This is a genomic window from Burkholderia sp. 572, from assembly GCF_040545135.1.
GTDB lineage: Bacteria > Pseudomonadota > Gammaproteobacteria > Burkholderiales > Burkholderiaceae > Burkholderia > Burkholderia cepacia.
Genome location: NZ_JBEPLH010000003.1, coordinates 309,560 through 327,958, shown reverse-complemented (window position 1 = coordinate 327,958; position 18,399 = coordinate 309,560). Strand labels below are relative to the sequence as shown.

The 18,399-nt window shown below is 67.3% G+C and carries 18 protein-coding genes; 9 read left to right on the top strand and 9 right to left on the bottom strand.

Annotation, left to right across the window (positions count from 1 at the left end; translation table 11 throughout):
* Position 1: 1 nt before the first annotated feature.
* The 6 genes from ABIC51_RS07660 to ABIC51_RS07635 all read right to left on the bottom strand — a co-directional run bounded on the left by ABIC51_RS07660 (position 2) and on the right by ABIC51_RS07635 (position 7,059).
* Complete coding sequence (locus ABIC51_RS07660; RefSeq protein WP_134255725.1) at positions 2-1,144, bottom strand: transporter substrate-binding domain-containing protein; 1,143 nt, start codon at positions 1,142-1,144, stop codon at positions 2-4.
* A 32-nt stretch (positions 1,145-1,176) separates the two neighbouring features.
* The gene (locus tag ABIC51_RS07655; RefSeq protein ID WP_226128880.1) at positions 1,177-2,736 is read right to left on the bottom strand and encodes a nitric oxide reductase activation protein; all 1,560 of its coding nucleotides are present in this window, start codon (positions 2,734-2,736) and stop codon (positions 1,177-1,179) included.
* Positions 2,733-3,572 (bottom strand): CbbQ/NirQ/NorQ/GpvN family protein, encoded by an 840-nt coding sequence (locus ABIC51_RS07650; protein WP_027791384.1) that lies wholly within the window; start codon positions 3,570-3,572, stop codon positions 2,733-2,735. Before ABIC51_RS07650 ends, ABIC51_RS07655 begins: the two co-directional genes overlap by 4 nt.
* Positions 3,572-4,054 (bottom strand): AmiS/UreI family transporter, encoded by a 483-nt coding sequence (locus ABIC51_RS07645; protein ID WP_021159494.1) that lies wholly within the window; start codon positions 4,052-4,054, stop codon positions 3,572-3,574. Before ABIC51_RS07645 ends, ABIC51_RS07650 begins: the two co-directional genes overlap by 1 nt.
* A gap of 68 nt (positions 4,055-4,122) precedes the next feature.
* Positions 4,123-5,160, bottom strand: a complete 1,038-nt coding sequence (locus ABIC51_RS07640; RefSeq protein ID WP_021159493.1) for an aliphatic amidase — start codon at positions 5,158-5,160, stop codon at positions 4,123-4,125.
* A gap of 483 nt (positions 5,161-5,643) precedes the next feature.
* A complete protein-coding gene (locus ABIC51_RS07635; protein ID WP_060194667.1) occupies positions 5,644-7,059 on the bottom strand; it encodes a TolC family protein in 1,416 nt (471 codons plus the stop codon).
* A 281-nt stretch (positions 7,060-7,340) separates the two neighbouring features.
* Between ABIC51_RS07635 and ABIC51_RS07630 the strand changes: the two genes are divergently transcribed.
* The 7 genes from ABIC51_RS07630 (at position 7,341) to ppk2 (ending at position 14,970) form a co-directional block, all read left to right on the top strand.
* Entirely contained in the window at positions 7,341-7,514 is a 174-nt protein-coding gene (locus ABIC51_RS07630; protein WP_006495012.1) for a hypothetical protein, read from the top strand.
* 225 nt (positions 7,515-7,739) lie between these two features.
* The gene (locus ABIC51_RS07625) at positions 7,740-7,925 is read left to right on the top strand and encodes a hypothetical protein (RefSeq protein WP_027791386.1); all 186 of its coding nucleotides are present in this window, start codon (positions 7,740-7,742) and stop codon (positions 7,923-7,925) included.
* Between the two features lie 144 nt (positions 7,926-8,069).
* Complete coding sequence (locus ABIC51_RS07620; protein WP_146253257.1) at positions 8,070-10,190, top strand: peptidase domain-containing ABC transporter; 2,121 nt, start codon at positions 8,070-8,072, stop codon at positions 10,188-10,190.
* A complete protein-coding gene (locus ABIC51_RS07615; protein WP_059696547.1) occupies positions 10,187-11,191 on the top strand; it encodes a lysophospholipid acyltransferase family protein in 1,005 nt (334 codons plus the stop codon). The genes ABIC51_RS07620 and ABIC51_RS07615 overlap by 4 nt, the downstream gene beginning before the upstream one ends.
* Positions 11,192-11,203: 12 nt before the next feature.
* The gene (locus ABIC51_RS07610; RefSeq protein WP_027791389.1) at positions 11,204-12,499 is read left to right on the top strand and encodes an HlyD family secretion protein; all 1,296 of its coding nucleotides are present in this window, start codon (positions 11,204-11,206) and stop codon (positions 12,497-12,499) included.
* Between the two features lie 4 nt (positions 12,500-12,503).
* Positions 12,504-13,931, top strand: coding sequence for an OmpW/AlkL family protein (locus ABIC51_RS07605; protein ID WP_226128878.1), 1,428 nt, complete (start codon positions 12,504-12,506; stop codon positions 13,929-13,931).
* 88 nt (positions 13,932-14,019) lie between these two features.
* Positions 14,020-14,970 (top strand): polyphosphate kinase 2, encoded by a 951-nt coding sequence (gene ppk2 / locus ABIC51_RS07600; protein ID WP_027791391.1) that lies wholly within the window; start codon positions 14,020-14,022, stop codon positions 14,968-14,970.
* Positions 14,971-15,036: 66 nt separating this feature from the next.
* Here ppk2 and ABIC51_RS07595 read toward each other — a convergent pair whose 3' ends face one another.
* The 3 genes from ABIC51_RS07595 to ABIC51_RS07585 all read right to left on the bottom strand — a co-directional run bounded on the left by ABIC51_RS07595 (position 15,037) and on the right by ABIC51_RS07585 (position 17,456).
* On the bottom strand, positions 15,037-15,624 hold the full coding sequence (locus tag ABIC51_RS07595) for an IMPACT family protein (protein WP_060085147.1): 588 nt from the start codon (positions 15,622-15,624) through the stop codon (positions 15,037-15,039).
* 248 nt (positions 15,625-15,872) lie between these two features.
* Entirely contained in the window at positions 15,873-16,523 is a 651-nt protein-coding gene (locus tag ABIC51_RS07590) for a DUF2625 family protein (protein ID WP_226128876.1), read from the bottom strand.
* Between the two features lie 75 nt (positions 16,524-16,598).
* Positions 16,599-17,456: a LysR family transcriptional regulator gene (locus ABIC51_RS07585; RefSeq protein WP_027791394.1), complete on the bottom strand. Its 858-nt coding sequence runs from the start codon at positions 17,454-17,456 to the stop codon at positions 16,599-16,601.
* A 125-nt stretch (positions 17,457-17,581) separates the two neighbouring features.
* Here ABIC51_RS07585 and ABIC51_RS07580 point away from each other — a divergent pair, with 125 nt between their 5' ends.
* Both ABIC51_RS07580 and ABIC51_RS07575 read left to right on the top strand, forming a co-directional pair.
* Positions 17,582-18,160 (top strand): DUF4865 family protein, encoded by a 579-nt coding sequence (locus tag ABIC51_RS07580; RefSeq protein ID WP_027791395.1) that lies wholly within the window; start codon positions 17,582-17,584, stop codon positions 18,158-18,160.
* Entirely contained in the window at positions 18,157-18,330 is a 174-nt protein-coding gene (locus ABIC51_RS07575) for a hypothetical protein (protein ID WP_167562613.1), read from the top strand. The genes ABIC51_RS07580 and ABIC51_RS07575 overlap by 4 nt, the downstream gene beginning before the upstream one ends.
* Positions 18,331-18,399: the final 69 nt, after the last annotated feature.

Here is an 18,399-nt window from a genome sequence, read left to right as displayed (position 1 = left end):
GTTACGCCTTCTGTTCGTCGGGCGCGTGCACGCGGTCGCCGAGCGAATGCGTGACGAGGTACGGATCGGGATGCACGCGCCGCGTCGCTTCGCGCACGATCGTGAAATTGCCGTCGGCCGTCGCGCAGCCGATGCGCGGGTACAGGCACGTGTGCTGCGTGAGCCGGTCGATCTTCACGCGGCCCTGCGGCGCGTCGAATTCCGCGTCCGCGAGATGTTCGACGAGGCGGTCGCGCTGGTCGGTGCCGGCGCGCGCGAGCGCATTGGCGAACAGGTGAACCTGGAAATACGCGGCTTCCCACGGCGCGGAGGCGTTCGCGTCGTCGCCGAAGCGCGCCTTGAGCTGCGCGATGCAGCGCCGGTTCACGTCCGAATCGATGGTCTGGAAGTAGGGCGACGACGTGTAGTGGCCGGCCGCGGCCGCGCCCATCTGACCGAGCTCGATCTCGGAGGTCGTCAGGCTCGCGATCGGCATCTTGCGCGCATCGAGGCCGGCTTGCGCATACGCACGGTAGAACGCGGCCGTGCTGTCGCCGACGAGCGTGCTGAACACGAAGTCGGGCGCCTTCGCGCGGATGTCCTCGACGACCGCCGCGAAATCCTGCTCGGACGCGACGAGCGGCATGTAGACCTCGCCGAGGATCTGGCCTTCCGGATGCTGCGTGACGAGATCGATCATGATGCGGTTCGACTCGTACGGGTAGATGTAGTCGGACCCGACGAGATACACGCGCGCACCGAACTGCGCGGTCATGAACGCAGCGAGCTGCACGCTGTTCTGGTTCGGGGCCGCACCTGTGTAGATCACGTTCGGCGAGAACTCGAAGCCTTCGTAGAGCGTCGGGTAGAACAGCAGCTTGTCCCACTTCTCGACGATCGGAATCAGCGCCTTGCGGCTGCTCGACATGTATCCGCCGAACAGCACGTTCACGCGCTCGGTGGCGATCAGTTCCTCTGCAAGCCGCGCATAGACGGCCGGGTCCGAACAGGCATCGCGCACGACGGGCACGATCTCGCAGCCGTTCGCGCCGCCCGCTTCGTTGATCTCGGCGATCGCCTGCAGCGTGCCGCGCAACTGGCTCCGGCCAAGGTGCGACGTGCATCCGCTCTGCGAGAACAATACGCCAACCTTCACACTGTTCATTCGGTCGTTCCTGTCTCTTCCGGGTGGGGCCGTCATGCGGTCAGTCGTCCGGCCGCGTGCGCGACGACGGCCGGCAATGCGTCGCCGTTCGCCGCGTGCACGCAGCGCGGGCCGACGCCAAGTATTGTAGACAACCCGGGCGGCTCGCCGAACGACAGACCGGCAATCGCGACACCGCGCCGCCGGCCCAGGCGTGCCGCGTGACGCGCATCCTCGACGAGGTAGCGTGGGTCGAACACGTCGACGTCGGCGGCTTCGCCGTCGCCGATCAGCAGCACGGCGGCCCGCGCGCTCGCGGCTTCGCGGCGCAGCAAGGCTAGCGCATGCCGCAGTGCCGCGCCCGTGCGCGTGCTCATCCCGCTGTCGGCCGCGAGCAGCGCCGCGCGGCGGCCGGCGTCGAACGCTTCGCCGAAATCCTTGAAGCGCGCGTAGTACACGCGATGCCGGCCGTCCGACGTGTAGCCGTGCACGGCCCAGCGGCGCCGCTGCCGGTCGAACAGGTCGCCGAGCACGAACGCCGCGCGTTTCTCGAGCGTGGCGACCTGCGCGGCCGTCGACGCCGACAGGTCGAGCAGGATCAGCACGGGCCCGCGCGCGTCGTGCGGCACGCGGCGACGGAACACGCGCGGATCGGGCGCGTGCCCGGCGTGCCGGGCGATGCGTGCGGCGATCGCCGCATCGACGTCGAGCGCATCGCCGTCGAGCTGGCGGCCCACGCGCCGCAGCAGCTCCGATGCGCGCTCGGCCGGCATTCGCTTTGCCGCGCGCCGGTCGGCGTCGATCAGTGCGGAAAGCGACGGCGGCGGCGCCGACGTGGCGGGCGCGCGTTCGACGATCGTCGTCCAGTCGCGTCGTTCGCGCTGCGTGTGGCAATTCCACTCGGGATAGCGCGGCGCATCGGGTGCGGACGGCGGTGCGTCGTCGCGCTCGTCGCTGTGGCCGCCGGTCGAGGCCGACATCTCGACGCCGTCGTTGCCCGCCTGTTCGGCCGCCGCGGTGGCCGGCTGCGCCCACAGCCACGCGTTGTCGTCGCGATAGGGCAGCCATGCGCCGTCGTCGGGTTCGAAGCGGACGCGCATCTGGCCGAGATCGTTCGCGAGCCTCGACGCAATCGTGCGAAACGCATGGTAGTCGTCGAGCATGTCGAGCCGTTCGGCGAACAACTGCGCGCCCTTGTCGACCCACGGGTTGCCGTCGCGATACGACGGATCGAACAACGCTTTCGCGAGCCGCGCGCACAGGCAGCCGAACGTGAGCCCTTCACGGCCGATCGGCGCGAACGCCGGCGCCCAGAACGTTGCGAGCCCCGGCCATTCGCGGGCCAGCAGCGCCTCGACGCGCGCATCCTCGATCACGCCGGCGACGGCCGAACCGATCTGCGTCAGCGTGTCGGCCGGCTCGCCGGACGGCGAGTGCCGCCAGTGAGCCAGCGCGTGCGCGGCCGCCGCGATGCGCGCATCGGGCGGCAACGCACGGGGCACGCGCAGCGCGGCATGGCCGAGCGTCGCGCGCGGCGCCGCGTCGTCGAGGCGCACGTCGGTCTCGTGCGCGGTCATCCCGTGCAGGAAGCGGGCGAGTGGCAGTGCGCTCATGTCGCGAAGTACGCGGCGGCCATCGTCTGCAACGCGGCACGCGTGTCGGCGTCGTCGGTCGCCGCGTCGCTGATCGCGATCCGGCAGGCATCGAGCGGCGCGAGCCCCGCGACGATCAGCCTTGCCGCGTGCACGAGCAGGCGCGTCGACGCGCCTTCGTCGAGCCCGTTGCCCGCCTGCGCCAGCGCCCGCGTGCGCTGCGCAAGATCGACGAGCCGGCGCGCGGTTTCGCGGTCGGCGCCGCTTTCGCGCACGACGACGTCGGCCTCGTGCGCGGCATCCGGATAGCCGAAGTCGATTGCGACGAAACGTTGCCGCGTCGACGGCTTCAGCCGCCGGTGCTCGCCGTGATAGCCGGGGTTGTACGAGATCACCAGATGGAAATCCGGATGCGCATGGACGACTTCGCCGAGCCGGTCGAGCGGCAGCACGCGCCGAGAATCGGTCAGCGGGTGGATCACGACCGTCGCGTCGGGGCGCGCCTCGACGATCTCGTCGAGATAGCAGATCGCGCCGTGCCGCGCCGCGAGCGTGAGCGGCCCGTCGGCCCAGTAGGTGCCGTCGGCGTCGAGCAGGTGGCGGCCCGTCAGGTCGGCCGCCGACGTGTCGTCGTTGCACGCGACCTGGATCAGCGGCAGGCCCATGCGCCACGCCATGTATTCGACGAAGCGCGTCTTGCCGCAGCCGGTCGGCCCTTTCAGCAGGACCGGCAGGTGATGGCGGCAGGCCGTCTCGAACCAGTCGGCCTCGGCACCGGCCGGCTGGTAGAACGGCACATCGGCGATGCGGTGCCCGGCGAGCGGATCGGTGGCCAGCGGCGTATCGCGTGCGCTCATTACCACCTCCCCGTCATCATCAGCATGCCGGGCAGCCAGCAGGTGCCGACGCCGATCGCGATCGTGTAGCCGGGCAGGAAGCGCACGGTCCGCTTCAGCCCGAGCGCGACGAAGAACAGGAACCACAGGCTCGACCACAGCAGCCACATCGCCCCGAAACGCGCGTCGCTCGACGTGCCCGCATAGACGAGTGCGCTGATCGCGACGAACAGGCAATACCAGCCGAGGCCGGCGCCTTGCAGCCCGCGCCACTGGACGGCGGCGAGATACAGGTACGTGAACGCGAACAGCAGCCCGCCCGCGCTCGAGAAAAACTGCGGCGGCGCCGACGCCTGCACGAGGCCGGCGAGGTTGATCAGCAGCGCGAGCAGCCCGACGAGCAGGTTCAGGCCGGCCGCGTCGCGCGGTTCGATGCGGCCGGTGAGCGCGACGCCGTTGACGACCAGCACCGCGCCGATGAAGAAAAGAGCGACACCGAGCATGATGAAGGCTCCAGAGTGAGACGGCGCCGTTCGCGCAGGCAGCGCGAACGGCCGGGCGGGGCGCGGGTTCAGCGATGCGCGGGCGCTTCGGACGGAATGCCTTCGATCGGGCATTCGGGCGTGCCGGGTGTCGCGCGTGTCAGCCGTTCGACGGCCTGGCGCGTGCCGTCCGGGTCGTTCACCCAGTTCGCATAGAACTCGAACGGGCATTGCGCGACGCCGTTCGGCGATTCGCCGGAACCGATCTTGCCCGTGTAGCCGCGGTGCAGCAGCTTGTACAAGTGGTTCTGCGACTGCATGTTGCGGCGCGCATCGCGGATCAGGCTCACCGACAGCTCCGCGTACTGCACGCCGTTCTCTTCCTCGCCGCATTCGCCGAGCGTGCGGCCGTCGAAGCCGACGATCGCCGAGTGGCCGAAATACGAGTACACGCCGTCGAATCCGGACGCATTCGCGACTGCCACGTAGCAGTTGTTCATGAACGCCATCGCTTTCGACACGAGCACCTGCTGGTCCTTCGCCGGGTACATGTAGCCCTGGCAGCGCACGACGAGCTCGGCGCCGCGCATCACGCAGTCGCGCCAGATCTCCGGGTAGTTGCCGTCGTCGCAGATGATCAGGCTGATCTTCAGGCCCTTCGGCCCTTCGGCGACGTATGTGCAGTCGCCCGGATACCAGCCTTCGACCGGCACCCACGGCATGATCTTGCGGTACTTCTGCACGATCTCGCCCTGGTTGTTGATCAGCACGAGCGTGTTGTACGGCGCCTTGTCCGGGTGTTCCTCGTGGCGCTCGCCGGTCAGCGAGAACACGCCCCACACGTTCGCCTTGCGGCACGCGGCCGCGAAGATGTCGGTTTCCTCGCCGGGGATCGTCGATGCGGTGTCATACATCTCCTTTGCGTCGTACATGATCCCGTGCGTCGAATACTCGGGAAACACGATGAGGTCCATGCCGGGCAGGCCGCGCTTGATGCCGACCACGCGCTCCGCGATTTCGCGGGCGTTCGCGATCACGTCGGCGCGCGTGTGCAGGCGCGGCATCTTGTACTGGACGACGGCGACGCCGACGGCGTCGTTGCTGCTGGAAATATCGCCATGACGCATGGTGTGCTCCTGGTTCGGGTGAAGACGTGCGTTTTCGAAAGACAAAAAAAAGCCCTTGCCTCGACGAGCGAGGCAAGGGCTTCTTTGCCGGTCCGTTCATCCGACAACGCTGTCGGATAACGGGAATGCGGATGGGCGGCCCGAAACGGGGCCGGCGAAGCGCGGGCTAGCGGGCGCGCGCTGCGCACGATCGTGGGACGTCTTTGTCCGCCGGATCGATGGGATGCACTCTAGGCAAAGTTTTTTTTGGACGCAACATCGCGTATACCCCTGCACGCGGTGAGGGCGCGGCGTGCGCCCGGGATCGTGTATTGCGCCGCGATCGAGCGGGGTCGGACGCACGCTTGCGTGAACGACGGCGCATTGTCGTTCCGCGCCGGCTTAGATGGATCGACCGGCCGGCGCGTCGGCACCGGTCATCAAGGTTGCGTGTACAACCTTTTTGCGCGATGCCGATGCGCGCCGACCCACGCTCAACTACGCTTAACCGCGCTCGCTCGCCGCATTGCTTTCGAGAAAGCTGTCCACCGCGATCAACGACTGCTCGTCGAGCGTGCCGAGCACGCTTTTCAGCTTCAACTGCAGCTTCAGCGCGTCGAGATAGCTGTCGAACAGCTTCTGCCGGATGCCCGAGATGTCGCGCCGCAGGTTCAGCGTTTCGTACGTCGTGCTGTAGCCGACCTGATGCGCCTTCATCGACGAATCGTACGCGAGGCGCGCGGCCTGCAGCGACTGCTGCAGCGCGCGGATGCGCTTGCCGACCGATTCGAGCGCGGACAGCGCCTCGCGATGATCGGTGCCCAGTTGCTCCTCGACTTCGCGCAGCCGGTTGCGGTACTGCTCGGTCACGTGCTCGGCTTCCACCTGCCGGTAGTACACGCTGCCGCCCGAGAAAATCGGGATCGTCACCTGCACGCCGACCGCGCTCTGATGGAAGTCGGAGCGATCGGTGAGCCCGCGCAGGTTCGGGTTGAGCCCGCGCGAATACGACGCGAACAGGTCGACGGTCGGCAAGTGCTCGGCGCTGACGCGCTTCGCGGCGAGCCGCGCGACCTGGACGTCGCGGTACGCCTGCCGGTACGCGGGGTTGTCCTGCGGTGCGTATTCGCCCGACGGAATGCGCGGTGACGAGCCGCGCATCGCGAGCCGCGGCCAGCGCGAGAAATCGATCGTCGAACCGAGCAGCGTCTCGTAGCGCGCGCGGCGCGCGTCCACGTCGGTTTGCGCGAGGGCTTCGTCGGATTGCGCAAGACTGCGGCGCGCCTCGATTTCGGCCGTGTCGCCGATCGTCTTCATGCCGAGCTGTGCCATGCGTCGCGTATCGCTTTCGAGCCGGGTGAGCGCGTTCACTTCGTCGTCGGCCGACTGCAGTTTCTCGCGCGCGCTCAGCAGGTCGAAGCACGCGTTCGCGACGCGCAGGATCAGGTCCTGCTTCGCGACCTCGAGTTTCTGTTTCGCCGATTCCTCGTACTCGGTCGCGCGCCGCATGTCGTACAGGTAGGGCACGTTGAACAGCGCCTGCGTGACCTGCGCGGAACCGTATGCGGCATTGCTCGAGCCGCTGACGTCGATGCCGAACAGGTTCGCGTGCGTACCGTAGCGTCCCCATTCGAGTTGCGCGGCGGCCTGCGGCAACATCTGCGCGCGTGCTTCGGGGAATTTCTGGCGGGCCGCATCGTATTCGCTGCGCGCCTGCAGGTAGCGCGGATCGTGCACGACCGCGTACTGGTAGGCGGTGTCGAGGCAGAACGCGCGCGCGTTCGCTGACAGGCCGGCTATCGTTACAGCGAACAATGTCACGGTTGCAAGTCGGGGATTCCACCTAGTCGTAAAACTTGATAGGGAATTACCCGAATTCCGCGTCGCCGATCCGTAATTCGCGCGCCTCGTTTCAAACATGGCCGTCTCCGTCTCCTGCCCGTGCCGCAATGCATCGCGGCGGGATTTAAACGTATTGAAATTGAAATTCAAACAGAATGAATGCCTGCCATCCGTGGCGCACCGGAAAACGCGCCTGTAAGAGTGTGTCCTCCATTGAATTCCGATGCGCCCGCATGATAGCCTGATTTCGGCTCGTAATCGCAGTGATTATTAGATTAACAAGTCGCTAGGGATTAAAAGCCGTTTGTCTTTCAATGAAGGTTCTTTGCATCATCTTTATTTTTTACGAGGAGAGAATGATGAAGGTCATGACGACGGAACAGGTCAGGAATGTGCATGGCGGCGGTGCGATCAGCTCGCTGGGTAGCCTCGCCGTTGACGCCGCGCCGGTGGTGACCGCGCTCGGCCAGTTCCTGCCGAGCCTCGGCAATTACCTGCAGAACCCGAAGACGTTCAATAACACCGGCAAGTAACCGCCGTGCGCGGGGAGGCGCCCCCCGCGCGAAATGCTGCGAAACAGAAGGAAAAGAATCGATCGCCGAAGTGGCAATAAAGCGAATCCGGAATGCATTATTTCCGGTTCGGGCGATTATCAGGAGGCGGGAGTGCCGGATTATCCCCGTAATAAAGTTAACAGCCATTGAGATTGCAATTGGCTGACGGTGGCGGGCATTCCGACAATATAAAGGCCACAACAAATGCGAGACATCACGGAAGAACAGGCCCGCCAGATTCGCGGCGGCGCGTCGCTTTACTCCAATTCGGCCGCCTATACGGTCGATCTCGTCAACCAGTCGATCGGGACCACGCTGCAGGGCCTGATGACCCAGTACCAGACCCGCGCCGTCGAACAGTTCCGGATGTCGCTCGGCTCGTCGCGCTGAGCGGCCCGCCAGGCGGCCGGTAACACCGGTCTTCCGTCGCAGCCGGCAGCGTGCCGGCTGTGCCCTTGCGTATCGCGCACGACCCGCCACGGGCCCGCATCGGCAGGCCCGGGCGGCGCCTCGTCGCGCCTCGGGTGCCCGACCATGCTCTTCAATACGCGTAAAGTCCGTCCGGTCCTGCAGGACGAGGTGACGGAGTGCGGCCTGGCCTGCCTCGCGATGATCGCGTCGTGGCACGGGCGCGAAACGACGTTGCGCACGCTGCGCAACCGCTATCCGGTCCGGATCGATTCCGGGCTGTCGTTCTTCGACCTGATGGAGATCTCGAACGATCTCGGCCTGCGCGCACGCGGGCTGCAGTTCGACGCGGGCGAACTCGACGCGCTCAAGACGCCGTGCATCCTGCACTGGGGGATGAACCACTATGTCGTGTTGACGAAGGTCGGCTACGGCAGCGTGCACATCGTCGATCCCGCGCTCGGCGAAACGAAGCTGCCGCTCGCGCAGGCGCTCACGCACATCACGGGCTACGCGCTCGAACTGAATCCCGATATCGGCTTCACGCGGGCGGGGCGGGCCGACCGGATCCGGCTGCGCGACTACCTCGAAGGGCTGACCGGCATCCGCAAGAGCCTCGCGATCGGCATCGCGGGCGGCGTCGCCGCGCAGTTCCTGCTGCTGCTCGGCCCGTCGTACGTGCAACTGACGATCGACGAGGCGCTGAAGAAGACCGACGTCGACATCCTGTACCTGCTGACGATCCTGTTCGCGATCGTGTTCCTGTTCGACACGCTCTACGCGAACCTCGTCGGCAACATCAAGAGCTACCTGCGCAACATCGTGTCGCAGCAGTTGTCGGCGAACATGGTCGGGCATCTCGCGCGGCTGCCGATCGGCTATTTCCTGTTCCACAACACCGGCGATTCGATCTCGCGCGTGTCGTCGGTGTCGGAGGTCGGGCGGTTTCTCGTCGACGGGCTGGTCGGCGGGCTGCTCAATATCGTCACCTGCACGCTGACGCTCGTGCTGATGCTGTACTACAGCCCGGTGCTGGCCGGCATCAGCCTGGCCGGGATGGTGCTGTTCGCGCTCAGCCGGCTCGCGATCCAGCCGCAGCTGCAGGACGCGATGTCGCAGATCCTCACGCGCGGCGCGGAAGCCGACGCGCTGCTGATCGAGAACATCCGCTCCGCGCACTCGATCAAGCTGCTGTCGGCCGAAACCGCGCGCAGCAGCCTGTGGGTCAACGCATTCACGCAGAAGCTGCAGGCGATGCGCCAGCAGGAGCGGCTGCAACTGCTGTTCGATGCGGTGTCGAAGGGGATCGTGCACGTCGAGCAGCTCGTGATCGTCACATACGGCGCGTGGCTCGTCATGCACGGGCAGAGCACGATCGGCGTGATCTACGCGTTCATCCAGTACAAGAACCTGTTCGCGGACAAGTTCATCGATTCGATCCAGCTCTACGTGCGCCGCAAGGTGTTGCAGGTGCACATGGACCGCGTCGCCGACGTGTTGCAGACCGAGACCGAGGAACCCGCGCCGGACGCGGTCGTGCGGCCCGTCGACGGTTTCGACGGCACGCTTTCCATCCGTGCGCTGTCGTACACGCCGAAGGGCGGCAACCGCCCGATCCTGCGCGACATCGCGCTCGACGTGCCGGCCGGCAGCAAGATCGCGATCGTCGGCCGCACCGGCAGCGGCAAGACGACGCTGCTGAACCTGATCTGCGGGCTCGTGCGGCCGGAGCCCGGCACGCTGTTCGTCGGCGGCGTCGATCTCGCGGAAGTGAACCTGCGGCAGTACCGCAAGCATCTCGCGGCCGTCACGCAGTCCGACCAGCTGTTTCGCGGCACGATCCGCGACAACATCACGAACTTCGCGCCCGCGCCGCGGATCGGCGCGATGTTCGACGCGGCGAAGCTCGCGTGCATCCACGACGAGATCGAGCGGCTCGACCATCGCTACGACACGCCGCTCGGCGATACGCAGAAATTCCTGTCGGCCGGGCAGATGCAGCGGCTCCTGATCGCACGGGCGCTGTATTGCGAGCCGCGCCTGCTGATCCTCGACGAATTCTCGTCGAACCTCGATCAGGCGACGACCCACGAGATCTGCCGCAACGTGCTGACGCTGCCGTGCACGATCGTGCTCGTCACGCACGACGCGTCGATCCTGTCGATGGTCGACCGGATCTACCAGATGCACGACGGCGTATTGACCGACGCGACCGATGCGTGGCGCGCGGCCGAGGAGGCACGGTGATGCTCGGGCGACTCTTCCTGCTCAATCCTTTCTCGTATGCGTTCCTGGTGCGGCGCGCGGTGCGGGCCGTCGCGCTGCGCACGTCGCCGGCGCGCGGGTTGCGGCTGATGCGCTGGTGCTCGGGCGCCTGCCTGCGCTGCTTTCCGTGCATTCGCGAGTCGATCGAGCGCGCGGTCGCATACATGCTGAGCGCGCACCTGAACGATGATCCGCGACGCGTGCGGGACGTGTCGGCGGCGATCGTGCGCGAACTGTTCGAAGCGGAATTCGCGGGGCTCAAGCTGCGCACGCACAGCCTCGAATCGATGAAGTCGATGATCGACGGGATGGCGTGCGAAGGCGACGAGCAGCTGCGGGCGGCACTCGCGCGCGGCGGCCCGCTGATGCTCGCGGGGCTGCACTTCGGCAACCTGATGCTGTTCGTCACGAAGCTGCGCTTCATGATTCCCGACGACCGCAAGCTGATGGTGATCCTGCACCGGGATGCGCCCGGTGCGTTCTTCGACGATGCGCTGCGGCTCGTCGCCGAATACGGCGCCGGCGAAGTCGAGTTCATCGACATCGAGGAGCGCGTGCACCTGCGGCGGCTGATCACGAGCCTGCGGCGCGAGGCACCCGTGTTCCTGCTGTTCTCCGACCTGCACGGCAAGTTCGGCAAGACCAACCGCTGCCGGCTCGGCGGCCGCTGGGTGCGGATGGCCGGCGGCGGCGTGAAGCTCGCGGTCGAGCAGGGGATTCCGCTGCTCGTCGCGTATGCGACGGGCGTGCCGTTCCGCGATCGCTGCGCGGTGCATTTCACCGAGCTGGCGGCCAGCCCGCTCGCGCCGATGCTCGGCGCGGACGACGACGCGTCGCCGGTGCGCGCCACGCACCAGCGCATCGTCGACCGTCTCGAACAGGCGCTCGTGCGGCAGCCCGAGCAGTGGCATTTCTGGGAACACTTCACGCCTTACCTGATGCCGACGCCGCTGCTCGATGCGGCCGCGCGGCGTCGCTCCTGACGAGCCTGCCCCATGCCGACCTGGAATTCCGCCCTCCGAGAACAGAAGCCGTCGCGCAAGCTCGCGCGCGGCACGACCTTCGGCACCGTGATCCACGGCGTCGTCGACGTGCCGGTGTCGATGCGCTTCTTCTGCTACCTGTCGCTTGCGATGTTCGCGATGTTCGTGACCGCGCTCGTCGAACTGAGCTACGCGAACACCGAGAGCGTATCGGGGATGCTGACGCCGCGTTCGGGGCTGATCGGTGTCAGCGCGCCGCCGGGCTGGGCCGTGCGCGACGTCTACGTCGGCAAGGACCAGCACGTGAAGGCCGGCCAGCGGCTGCTGGCGGTGACGCGCGACACGAGCTTCGTGAGCCAGGCGAACAACGTGCAGGGGATGCGTGCGGCGCTCGACCGGCAGCGCGTCGAGGTCACGCAGCAGATCGACGCGGCACGCCTCGAATACCGGTCGTCGGTACAGCAGATCAACCAGCAGATCGCCGCGCAGGGCGAGAGCCGCGGGCTGATCGACCGGCAGATCCAGGACCAGAAGCGCATCGTCGACGAGTACGGCGAACGGCGCGCACGCGTGAAGCAGCTGCTCGACGAACAGGTCGTGACGCTCGAGCAGTACAACCAGGTCAACACGCAGTACCTGCAGGCCGGGCAGGCGTACCAGGACCTGCTGCTGCGCCGCGCCGAGCTCGCGAAGAATGCGATGAAGCTGCGCGGCGACCTCGACACGATGCAGAGCAAGTACGACGGTGCGAACGCGGAACTGAAGATCAAGCAGGAGGAGCTGAACGCGAAGGAATACAACATCGACGAGAACGTGAACCAGGTGCTGTACGCGCCGGCCGACGGGCAGATCGTGCGGCTCGACGTCGTGCAGGGCGGTGTGATCGACCCGCCGGGTACGCGCGTCGTCGAGATCCTGCCCGCGAAGGCGGACGGGCTGATCGCCGAGGTCTACATTCCGTCCTCGAAGGCCGGCTTCGTGAAGAAGGGGCAGGAGGTGAAGGTTGCGTACGCAAGCTATCCGGTCGAGAAGTTCGGCACGTATCGCGGCAAGGTGCTGTCGATCTCGCCCGTCGCGTTTTCCGCGAAGGAGCTGAACCTGCCGGGCGATGCCGCCACGCCGCAGACCTACTTCAAGACCTGGGTCGAGCTGGCCGACCGCACGCCGGCGTTCGAAGGGCGGCCGCTGTCGCTGCGGGCCGGGATGATGCTGAAGGCCGACATCGTGCTGGAGCGGCGCAGCCTGCTCGAATGGCTGTTCGAGCCGTTGTACCGCATCCGTCAACGCCTGTTCGGCGTGCCGGCCTGAGCCGATGGCGAGCCGGGACACGTACCGCCGCCGTGCGCGGCCGGGCGCCGTGCGTCCGCTGTCGCGCTGGCTCGGCGCGACGCTGTTCGCGTGCGCGGCCGCCGCGCATGGCGCGCCGCCGCCGGACGCGGACGCTGAACCACGCTGGCAGGCCGGCGCCGACGGGATCGGCTTCTGGCCGGGCGGCGACGCGGACGGGTTCGATGCGAGCGCATGGACGACCGACGCGGGGCCGGCGCGCGGCGGGCGCGGCAGGCACGGCAGGCACGGCAGGCACGGAGAAGAGGCCGACGGGCCGCAACCCGACGCCGTCCCGTTGACGGCGCGCAAGATCACGCTCGGCCAGCGAACCGGCGGGGCGGGGCGCGCATGCGCGGCAGCGTCCGACGACGGCGCGGACGGCATCGGCTTCGACGACGGCGGCGCCGGTGGCGCCGTTGGCGGCTGCGATCCGGCCGTGCCGCGCGACGCGGCGGCGGGCGACATGCCGGCGCCGGGCGTCGTCCATGCCGACCGGATGCCGTACGAACTGCATCCGGTCGATCCGTCGAGGCTGCCCGATCTGCCGGCCGCCCAGGCGCCGCCGTTGCTGACGCAGCTGATGGGCGACGACCGCAACATGGTCGGCCTCGGCTGGCACTTCGTCGGCACGACCGGCCGATCGACGCCCGTGACGACGCACACGGACGCGCTCGGGCTGAACAGCTTCGAGAACCAGGGGTCGCAGCTGTCGCTCGGCAACACGAACACGCTGGCGTTCACGCTGACGCATTTTTTCTCGGAGAACTGGGCGGCCGAACTCGGCGCGGGCATTCCGCCGGTGCTGACGCTGCGCGGGCACGGCAGCATCGCGCTGCCGCTCGACCGGATCTTTTCAGGCGCCCAGGGGCGCTTTCCGCTGATCGATCTCGCGAACACGCAAAGCAACCCGCTCGCGACCACGCGCGCGTGGCTCGGGTCCGTCGTGTTCAAGTATTACCTCGGCGAGCGCGACGACCGTTTCCGCCCGTTCGCGGGCATCGGCGTCAGCTATACGCGCTTCACGAACACGAACCTGAATCCCGTGTTCCAGCGCAAGCTCGCGTCGCTCGGCGGGCTGCTCGCGGCGGGCGCGGACATCGGCAGCCTGCAGTCGCTGCTGCTCGACCCGGCGCTGTTCCAGCGGATCTGGGATGCCGGCGGCGACCTGCTGCTGTCGGGCAAGACCAACGTGTCGGCGAAGGTGAAGAGCGTGTGGGAGCCGGTGTTCACCGTCGGCGCGAGCTACCAGATCACGCGCCAGTTCTGGATCACCGGCATGGTGACCTATATCCCGTTACGTACGAAGATTACGCTGGATATCGACCAGCCGAACCGGCAGCTCGCGTCGAACACGTTCGATATTGCCGCGAACCCCGTGCTGGCGAGCGTGCTGCTCGCGTTCCGCTTCTGACCGGTGCGCCGGCCCTTTTTCATGAATTTGACGCGCGACGCTGGGATAATGTCGGCGTTTGGCTGCGTCAACGATGGAAGGAGGCCCCATGGGCGACAACGATAACCGCACCGAGACCGACAACCGCACCGATCTCGAATCGATGGAAGCGCGTCAGCGCCGCTTCGAGGAAGACCTGGTCGACGCCTACGACGAAGAACTCGAGATGGAGCTCGACGATCGCCGCTTCGACGACAGCGACGACCTGCTGTTTTCGCAGGAGCGGCGCGAAGCGCGCAAGCAGTATTTCCGCGAGCTGTTCCGCCTGCAGGGCGAACTCGTGAAGCTGCAGGACTGGGTCGTGAGCACGGGGCACCGGCTCGTCGTCATTTTCGAGGGGCGCGACGCGGCCGGCAAGGGCGGCGCGATCAAGCGCATCACGCAGCGGCTGAACCCGCGCGTATGCCGCGTGGCGGCGCTGCCGGCGCCGAACAACCGCGAACGCACGCAGTGGTACTTCCAGCGCTATGTCGCGCATCTGCCGGCCGGCGGCGAAATCGTGCTGTTCGACCGCAGCTGGTACAACCGCGCGGGTGTCGAGCGCGTGATGAACTTCTGTACCGACGACGAATACGAGGAGTTTTTCCGTTCGGTGCCCGAGTTCGAGAAGATGCTCGTGCGCAGCGGGATCCAGATCGTCAAGTACTGGTTCTCGATCACCGACCACGAGCAGGAAGTGCGATTCCAGAGCCGGATCGAGGATCCGCTCAAGCAATGGAAGCTGAGCCCGATGGATCTCGAGAGCCGCCGCCGCTGGGAAGCCTACACGGCCGCGAAGGAAGAGATGCTGCTTCGCACGCACATTCCGGAAGCGCCGTGGTGGGTCGTGCAGGCGGTCGACAAGAAGCGCGCGCGGCTGAACTGCATTCACCATCTGCTGCAGCAGGTGCCGTATCACGAGGTGCCGCACGCACCGATCGACCTGCCGCCGCGCGAGCATCACGAGGACTACATCCGCCGGCCGGTGCCGGACCACATGATCGTCCCCGATACCTACTGAATGACCGACTGACCGGCGACGGGATTCGTCCGGCCACGCGGGGAACGCGGACGCGTTCCCCGCGCGTCACGTCGCCGGAAAGCCCGAGCGTCCTTGCGTCAGGTCGAACAGCTCGGTTCTTGCCGCGGCTTCGGCGTTTTCCGGCAGCTTGATCGCGAGCTTCACCGTCATCCCGTACGCGCTGTCCACGAGCGCGTACCCGGCCTGTTCGATCCAGCGGCGCACGCGTGCCTCGTCCGGGTAGCCGATCTCGATCGCGAGCCGCGTGTAGCGGACACGTTCGACGCGCTCGGCGTCGAGCAGCGCCGATGCGATCGCATCCGTATAGGCCCGCACCAGCCCGCCCGCGCCGAGCTTCACGCCGCCGTAATAGCGCACGACCGCGCCGAGCACGCCGTCGAGATCGTGATGGCGCAGCACTTCGAGGATCGGCCGGCCCGCGGTGCCCGACGGCTCGCCGTCATCCGACATGCCCGACTGCCCACCCGCCAGCAACGCCCAGCATACGTGGGTGGCCGCAGGATGCTCGTCGCGCAGGCGCTGCAGCGCGTGCATCGCGGCGTCGCGATCGTCGACGGGGATCGCGAACCCGATGAAGCGGCTCTTGCGGATCTCGAGTTCGCGGATGCAGGTGGTGGCGAGCGAGTAACTCATGCGTCGCGAGATGAAAGGTGTAGGGAAATCAAGGTGATGACGGCCTGACGATGCGTTTGATATCGACCCGCGCAGGCATCGGGCGGCGGCACGAGCGGGCGGGATGAAACACGAATTTTACCGTGGCGCGCATCGATGCCTTTCGAAGCCGTCAAAACGCGACGCCGATGCGAATGGTCAGGCGCGGACGAGCGCACCGGCTCTGCCGCGGGACTCGGCGTTTCGGATTCGAAGGCAGGCACACCGGATCACGGTTGCCTTGACGTCGTGGCGCCGGCGCCGATCTGGAGCGCATACAGCTCGGCAACGTCGACCGCCTGACGGCTGCTGCGTTCGACCGATCCTTCTTTCGTCCACAGGAATGGATGGAAGCTGAAGCATTGATCCGTCGTCAGGCGCTGGACATCGGCCTGCCAGCCGGGCCAGCGCATGCTCGCGTAGAAGTCGCTCAGCGTGTCGCCGAGCGACCATCGCACGAAGTCGCCGTACCCGATCCCGAGGGGCTCCCATTCCAGCGTGTCGGGTGCAAAGTAGTACACGGAACCCGTGTCCTCCCCGAGTGCGCCGCCGTTCAAGGCGAAGAATCCGCCGACGGCGTCATCCGCGACCAACAGAAAGCCCGAGGATCGTCCGTGATTCCAGCCGACGATGTCCCGAGGCAACGCGGGATGGCCCGAGCCGAGCAGACGAAGGTAGCCGCCGTCCACGAGCAGGCCGCCGGTCGAATAGGCGATGGCCCCCAGGAGCGATCGCGTGGTGACCTGAAGGGTGGACAGGATTTCGCCATTCCGGCCCGATGGCGGCAATATCTCGCAACGATCAGGCGCTGCCGCCGACCACTCGATCAATGACGGCAGGGCGGATTCACGCTCGTTGACCAGTTCGTCCAGCGGACGCATGTGTCTTCTCTCCAGGTGGTTCGGTTCGGCATGGGCCGAGCCGGGACGATACGGCCTGCACCGGCTCGAGCGGCATCAACGCGCCCCGACCGACGCGCGCAGTGCCGCGCCCAGCGTGCGCAGCGCCTGCCGGGCTCGCGCATCGGTCAGGCTCGAGTGGAGCACCACGTCGCGCGTCGGCAACGGCGGCAGCCCGTAGCGCGCACCGACGTCGACCGTGCCGGCGGGCGCCACGCGATGCCCGAGCGCCGCGACGGCCAGCCCCGCGGATACCGCCGCGCCGATCGTCGCGACGCCGCCGCCGACGAACACCTCCGTCCAGCCGACACCGGCCTGGTCGAGCGCGCCGATCGCCATGCGGCGCACGCTGCAGGGTTCGGCTTGCGTGGCCAGCCGCAGCGGTTGCGGCGGATGGTACTCGAAATCCGCCGCGGCCATCCAGCCGAACGACTCCGACAGGATGGTTTCTCCGTCGAGCCGCCGGCTGTCGTGCTGCAGCGCGACGGCCGCGTCGAGCTGACCGCGGTCGAATGCATCGAGCACGTCGCGCGACGCGGCGACGCGGATCTCCAGCACGAGCGTCGGCTCCGCTTCGCTCATGCGCCGCAGCAGCATCGGGAGATCGGCGCCGACGACATGGTGGCTGACGCCGATCACCAGGCGCCGCCGGCCGGTGCCGAACGCGCCGATCGCACCGTGGTGGGCGGCCACCAGTTCGCGCGCCGGTTCCAGGAATGCGGTGCCGTCGGCCGACAGGCGAACCTGCCGCGGTGTGCGTTCCAGCAGGCGGCGGCCGAGGCCGCTTTCGAGCCGCTTGATCTTCAGGCTCACCGCGGACTGCGTCGTGTCCATCGCCTCGGCGGCCCGCGTGAAGCTCTTGAGGTCGGCGGTCAGCACGAACGCCTGCACGGCTTCGATGTCGAGCGTTTTCATCGCACTCTCATCCATTGAGAAATCGAATCATTGAAATATTCTGCCATCGTATTTTCAAATGATTCAAGGTCTTCTACGCTGTTCTCGAGCCATTCGGAATCTCCGTTTCCCTTCAGGAGTCGATCATGCTGACCGCGTACTACGTGCACCGCCTGCCGGCGGACTACGACCTCGACATCATCCGCCATCGCGTGCGCGAGCGCGGCAGGCTCTGGGACGACACGCCGGACCTGGTGTTCAAGGGGTTCCTGCTGCGCGAGGCGGGGCGCTACGGTGCGACGGAAAACGGCTATGCGTCGTTCTATCTGTGGCGTAACGAGCAGGCGTTCGCCGGGTTCGTCACGGGCGGCCGCTACCGGGTCGTGACGGACAGCTTCGGCCGCGCGCCGATCGACGTGCAGGTCGCGCTCGATGCGCGCAAGGGCAGTGCGTCGACGGGGCGCTTCGTTCGTCTGGAAGCCGTCGATATTCCGGCGGATGCCGACCTCGAGGCGACGCTGGCGCGGGAGGTGACGCGCAATCGCGAAGTGGCGGCGCGGCAGGGTGTGGTGGCGGCCGCGGTCAGTCTGGACTCGCTACGCTGGCGGCTGACGCGTGCCCTCGTCACCGAACACGAGCCGGACGGCGGCGGCGCAGGCACGGTGTATCAGGTGCTGCATCTGGCGAGGCCGTTGCTCGATACGCTGGAAGGGAGCGGAGCATGACGACGGGCGTCGCGTCGCGATCGCGGGCCGGGCCGTCGGGTGGGGCGAGCGGCCCGGCGTCCGTGCGATTGCCGGCCGGCCTCGTGGTCGCCGCGCATCTGGCCGGGATGGCGGCGGGGATCGCCGCGATTGCCGCGCTCGCGACGCTGCTGGCGCTGCTGTTCCGGTGAGGATCGCCGGTGTGGATGGCGGAAGACGGAAGAGCCGGGCACGACACGCGCGGCTCTTCCGCTGGGTGG

Excerpts from the sequence above, each read along its gene's own strand:
- ABIC51_RS07660 (WP_134255725.1), bottom strand. The coding sequence starts at position 1,144 with ATGAACAGTGTGAAGGTTGGCGTATTGTTCTCGCAGAGCGGATGCACG.
- ABIC51_RS07655 (WP_226128880.1), bottom strand. The coding sequence starts at position 2,736 with ATGAGCGCACTGCCACTCGCCCGCTTCCTGCACGGGATGACCGCGCAC.
- ABIC51_RS07650 (WP_027791384.1), bottom strand. The coding sequence starts at position 3,572 with ATGAGCGCACGCGATACGCCGCTGGCCACCGATCCGCTCGCCGGGCAC.
- ABIC51_RS07645 (WP_021159494.1), bottom strand. The coding sequence starts at position 4,054 with ATGCTCGGTGTCGCTCTTTTCTTCATCGGCGCGGTGCTGGTCGTCAAC.
- ABIC51_RS07640 (WP_021159493.1), bottom strand. The coding sequence starts at position 5,160 with ATGCGTCATGGCGATATTTCCAGCAGCAACGACGCCGTCGGCGTCGCC.
- ABIC51_RS07635 (WP_060194667.1), bottom strand. The coding sequence starts at position 7,059 with ATGTTTGAAACGAGGCGCGCGAATTACGGATCGGCGACGCGGAATTCG.
- ABIC51_RS07630 (WP_006495012.1), top strand. The coding sequence starts at position 7,341 with ATGAAGGTCATGACGACGGAACAGGTCAGGAATGTGCATGGCGGCGGT.
- ABIC51_RS07625 (WP_027791386.1), top strand. The coding sequence starts at position 7,740 with ATGCGAGACATCACGGAAGAACAGGCCCGCCAGATTCGCGGCGGCGCG.
- ABIC51_RS07620 (WP_146253257.1), top strand. The coding sequence starts at position 8,070 with ATGCTCTTCAATACGCGTAAAGTCCGTCCGGTCCTGCAGGACGAGGTG.
- ABIC51_RS07610 (WP_027791389.1), top strand. The coding sequence starts at position 11,204 with ATGCCGACCTGGAATTCCGCCCTCCGAGAACAGAAGCCGTCGCGCAAG.
- ABIC51_RS07605 (WP_226128878.1), top strand. The coding sequence starts at position 12,504 with ATGGCGAGCCGGGACACGTACCGCCGCCGTGCGCGGCCGGGCGCCGTG.
- ppk2 (WP_027791391.1), top strand. The coding sequence starts at position 14,020 with ATGGGCGACAACGATAACCGCACCGAGACCGACAACCGCACCGATCTC.
- ABIC51_RS07595 (WP_060085147.1), bottom strand. The coding sequence starts at position 15,624 with ATGAGTTACTCGCTCGCCACCACCTGCATCCGCGAACTCGAGATCCGC.
- ABIC51_RS07590 (WP_226128876.1), bottom strand. The coding sequence starts at position 16,523 with ATGCGTCCGCTGGACGAACTGGTCAACGAGCGTGAATCCGCCCTGCCG.
- ABIC51_RS07585 (WP_027791394.1), bottom strand. The coding sequence starts at position 17,456 with ATGAAAACGCTCGACATCGAAGCCGTGCAGGCGTTCGTGCTGACCGCC.
- ABIC51_RS07580 (WP_027791395.1), top strand. The coding sequence starts at position 17,582 with ATGCTGACCGCGTACTACGTGCACCGCCTGCCGGCGGACTACGACCTC.
- ABIC51_RS07575 (WP_167562613.1), top strand. The coding sequence starts at position 18,157 with ATGACGACGGGCGTCGCGTCGCGATCGCGGGCCGGGCCGTCGGGTGGG.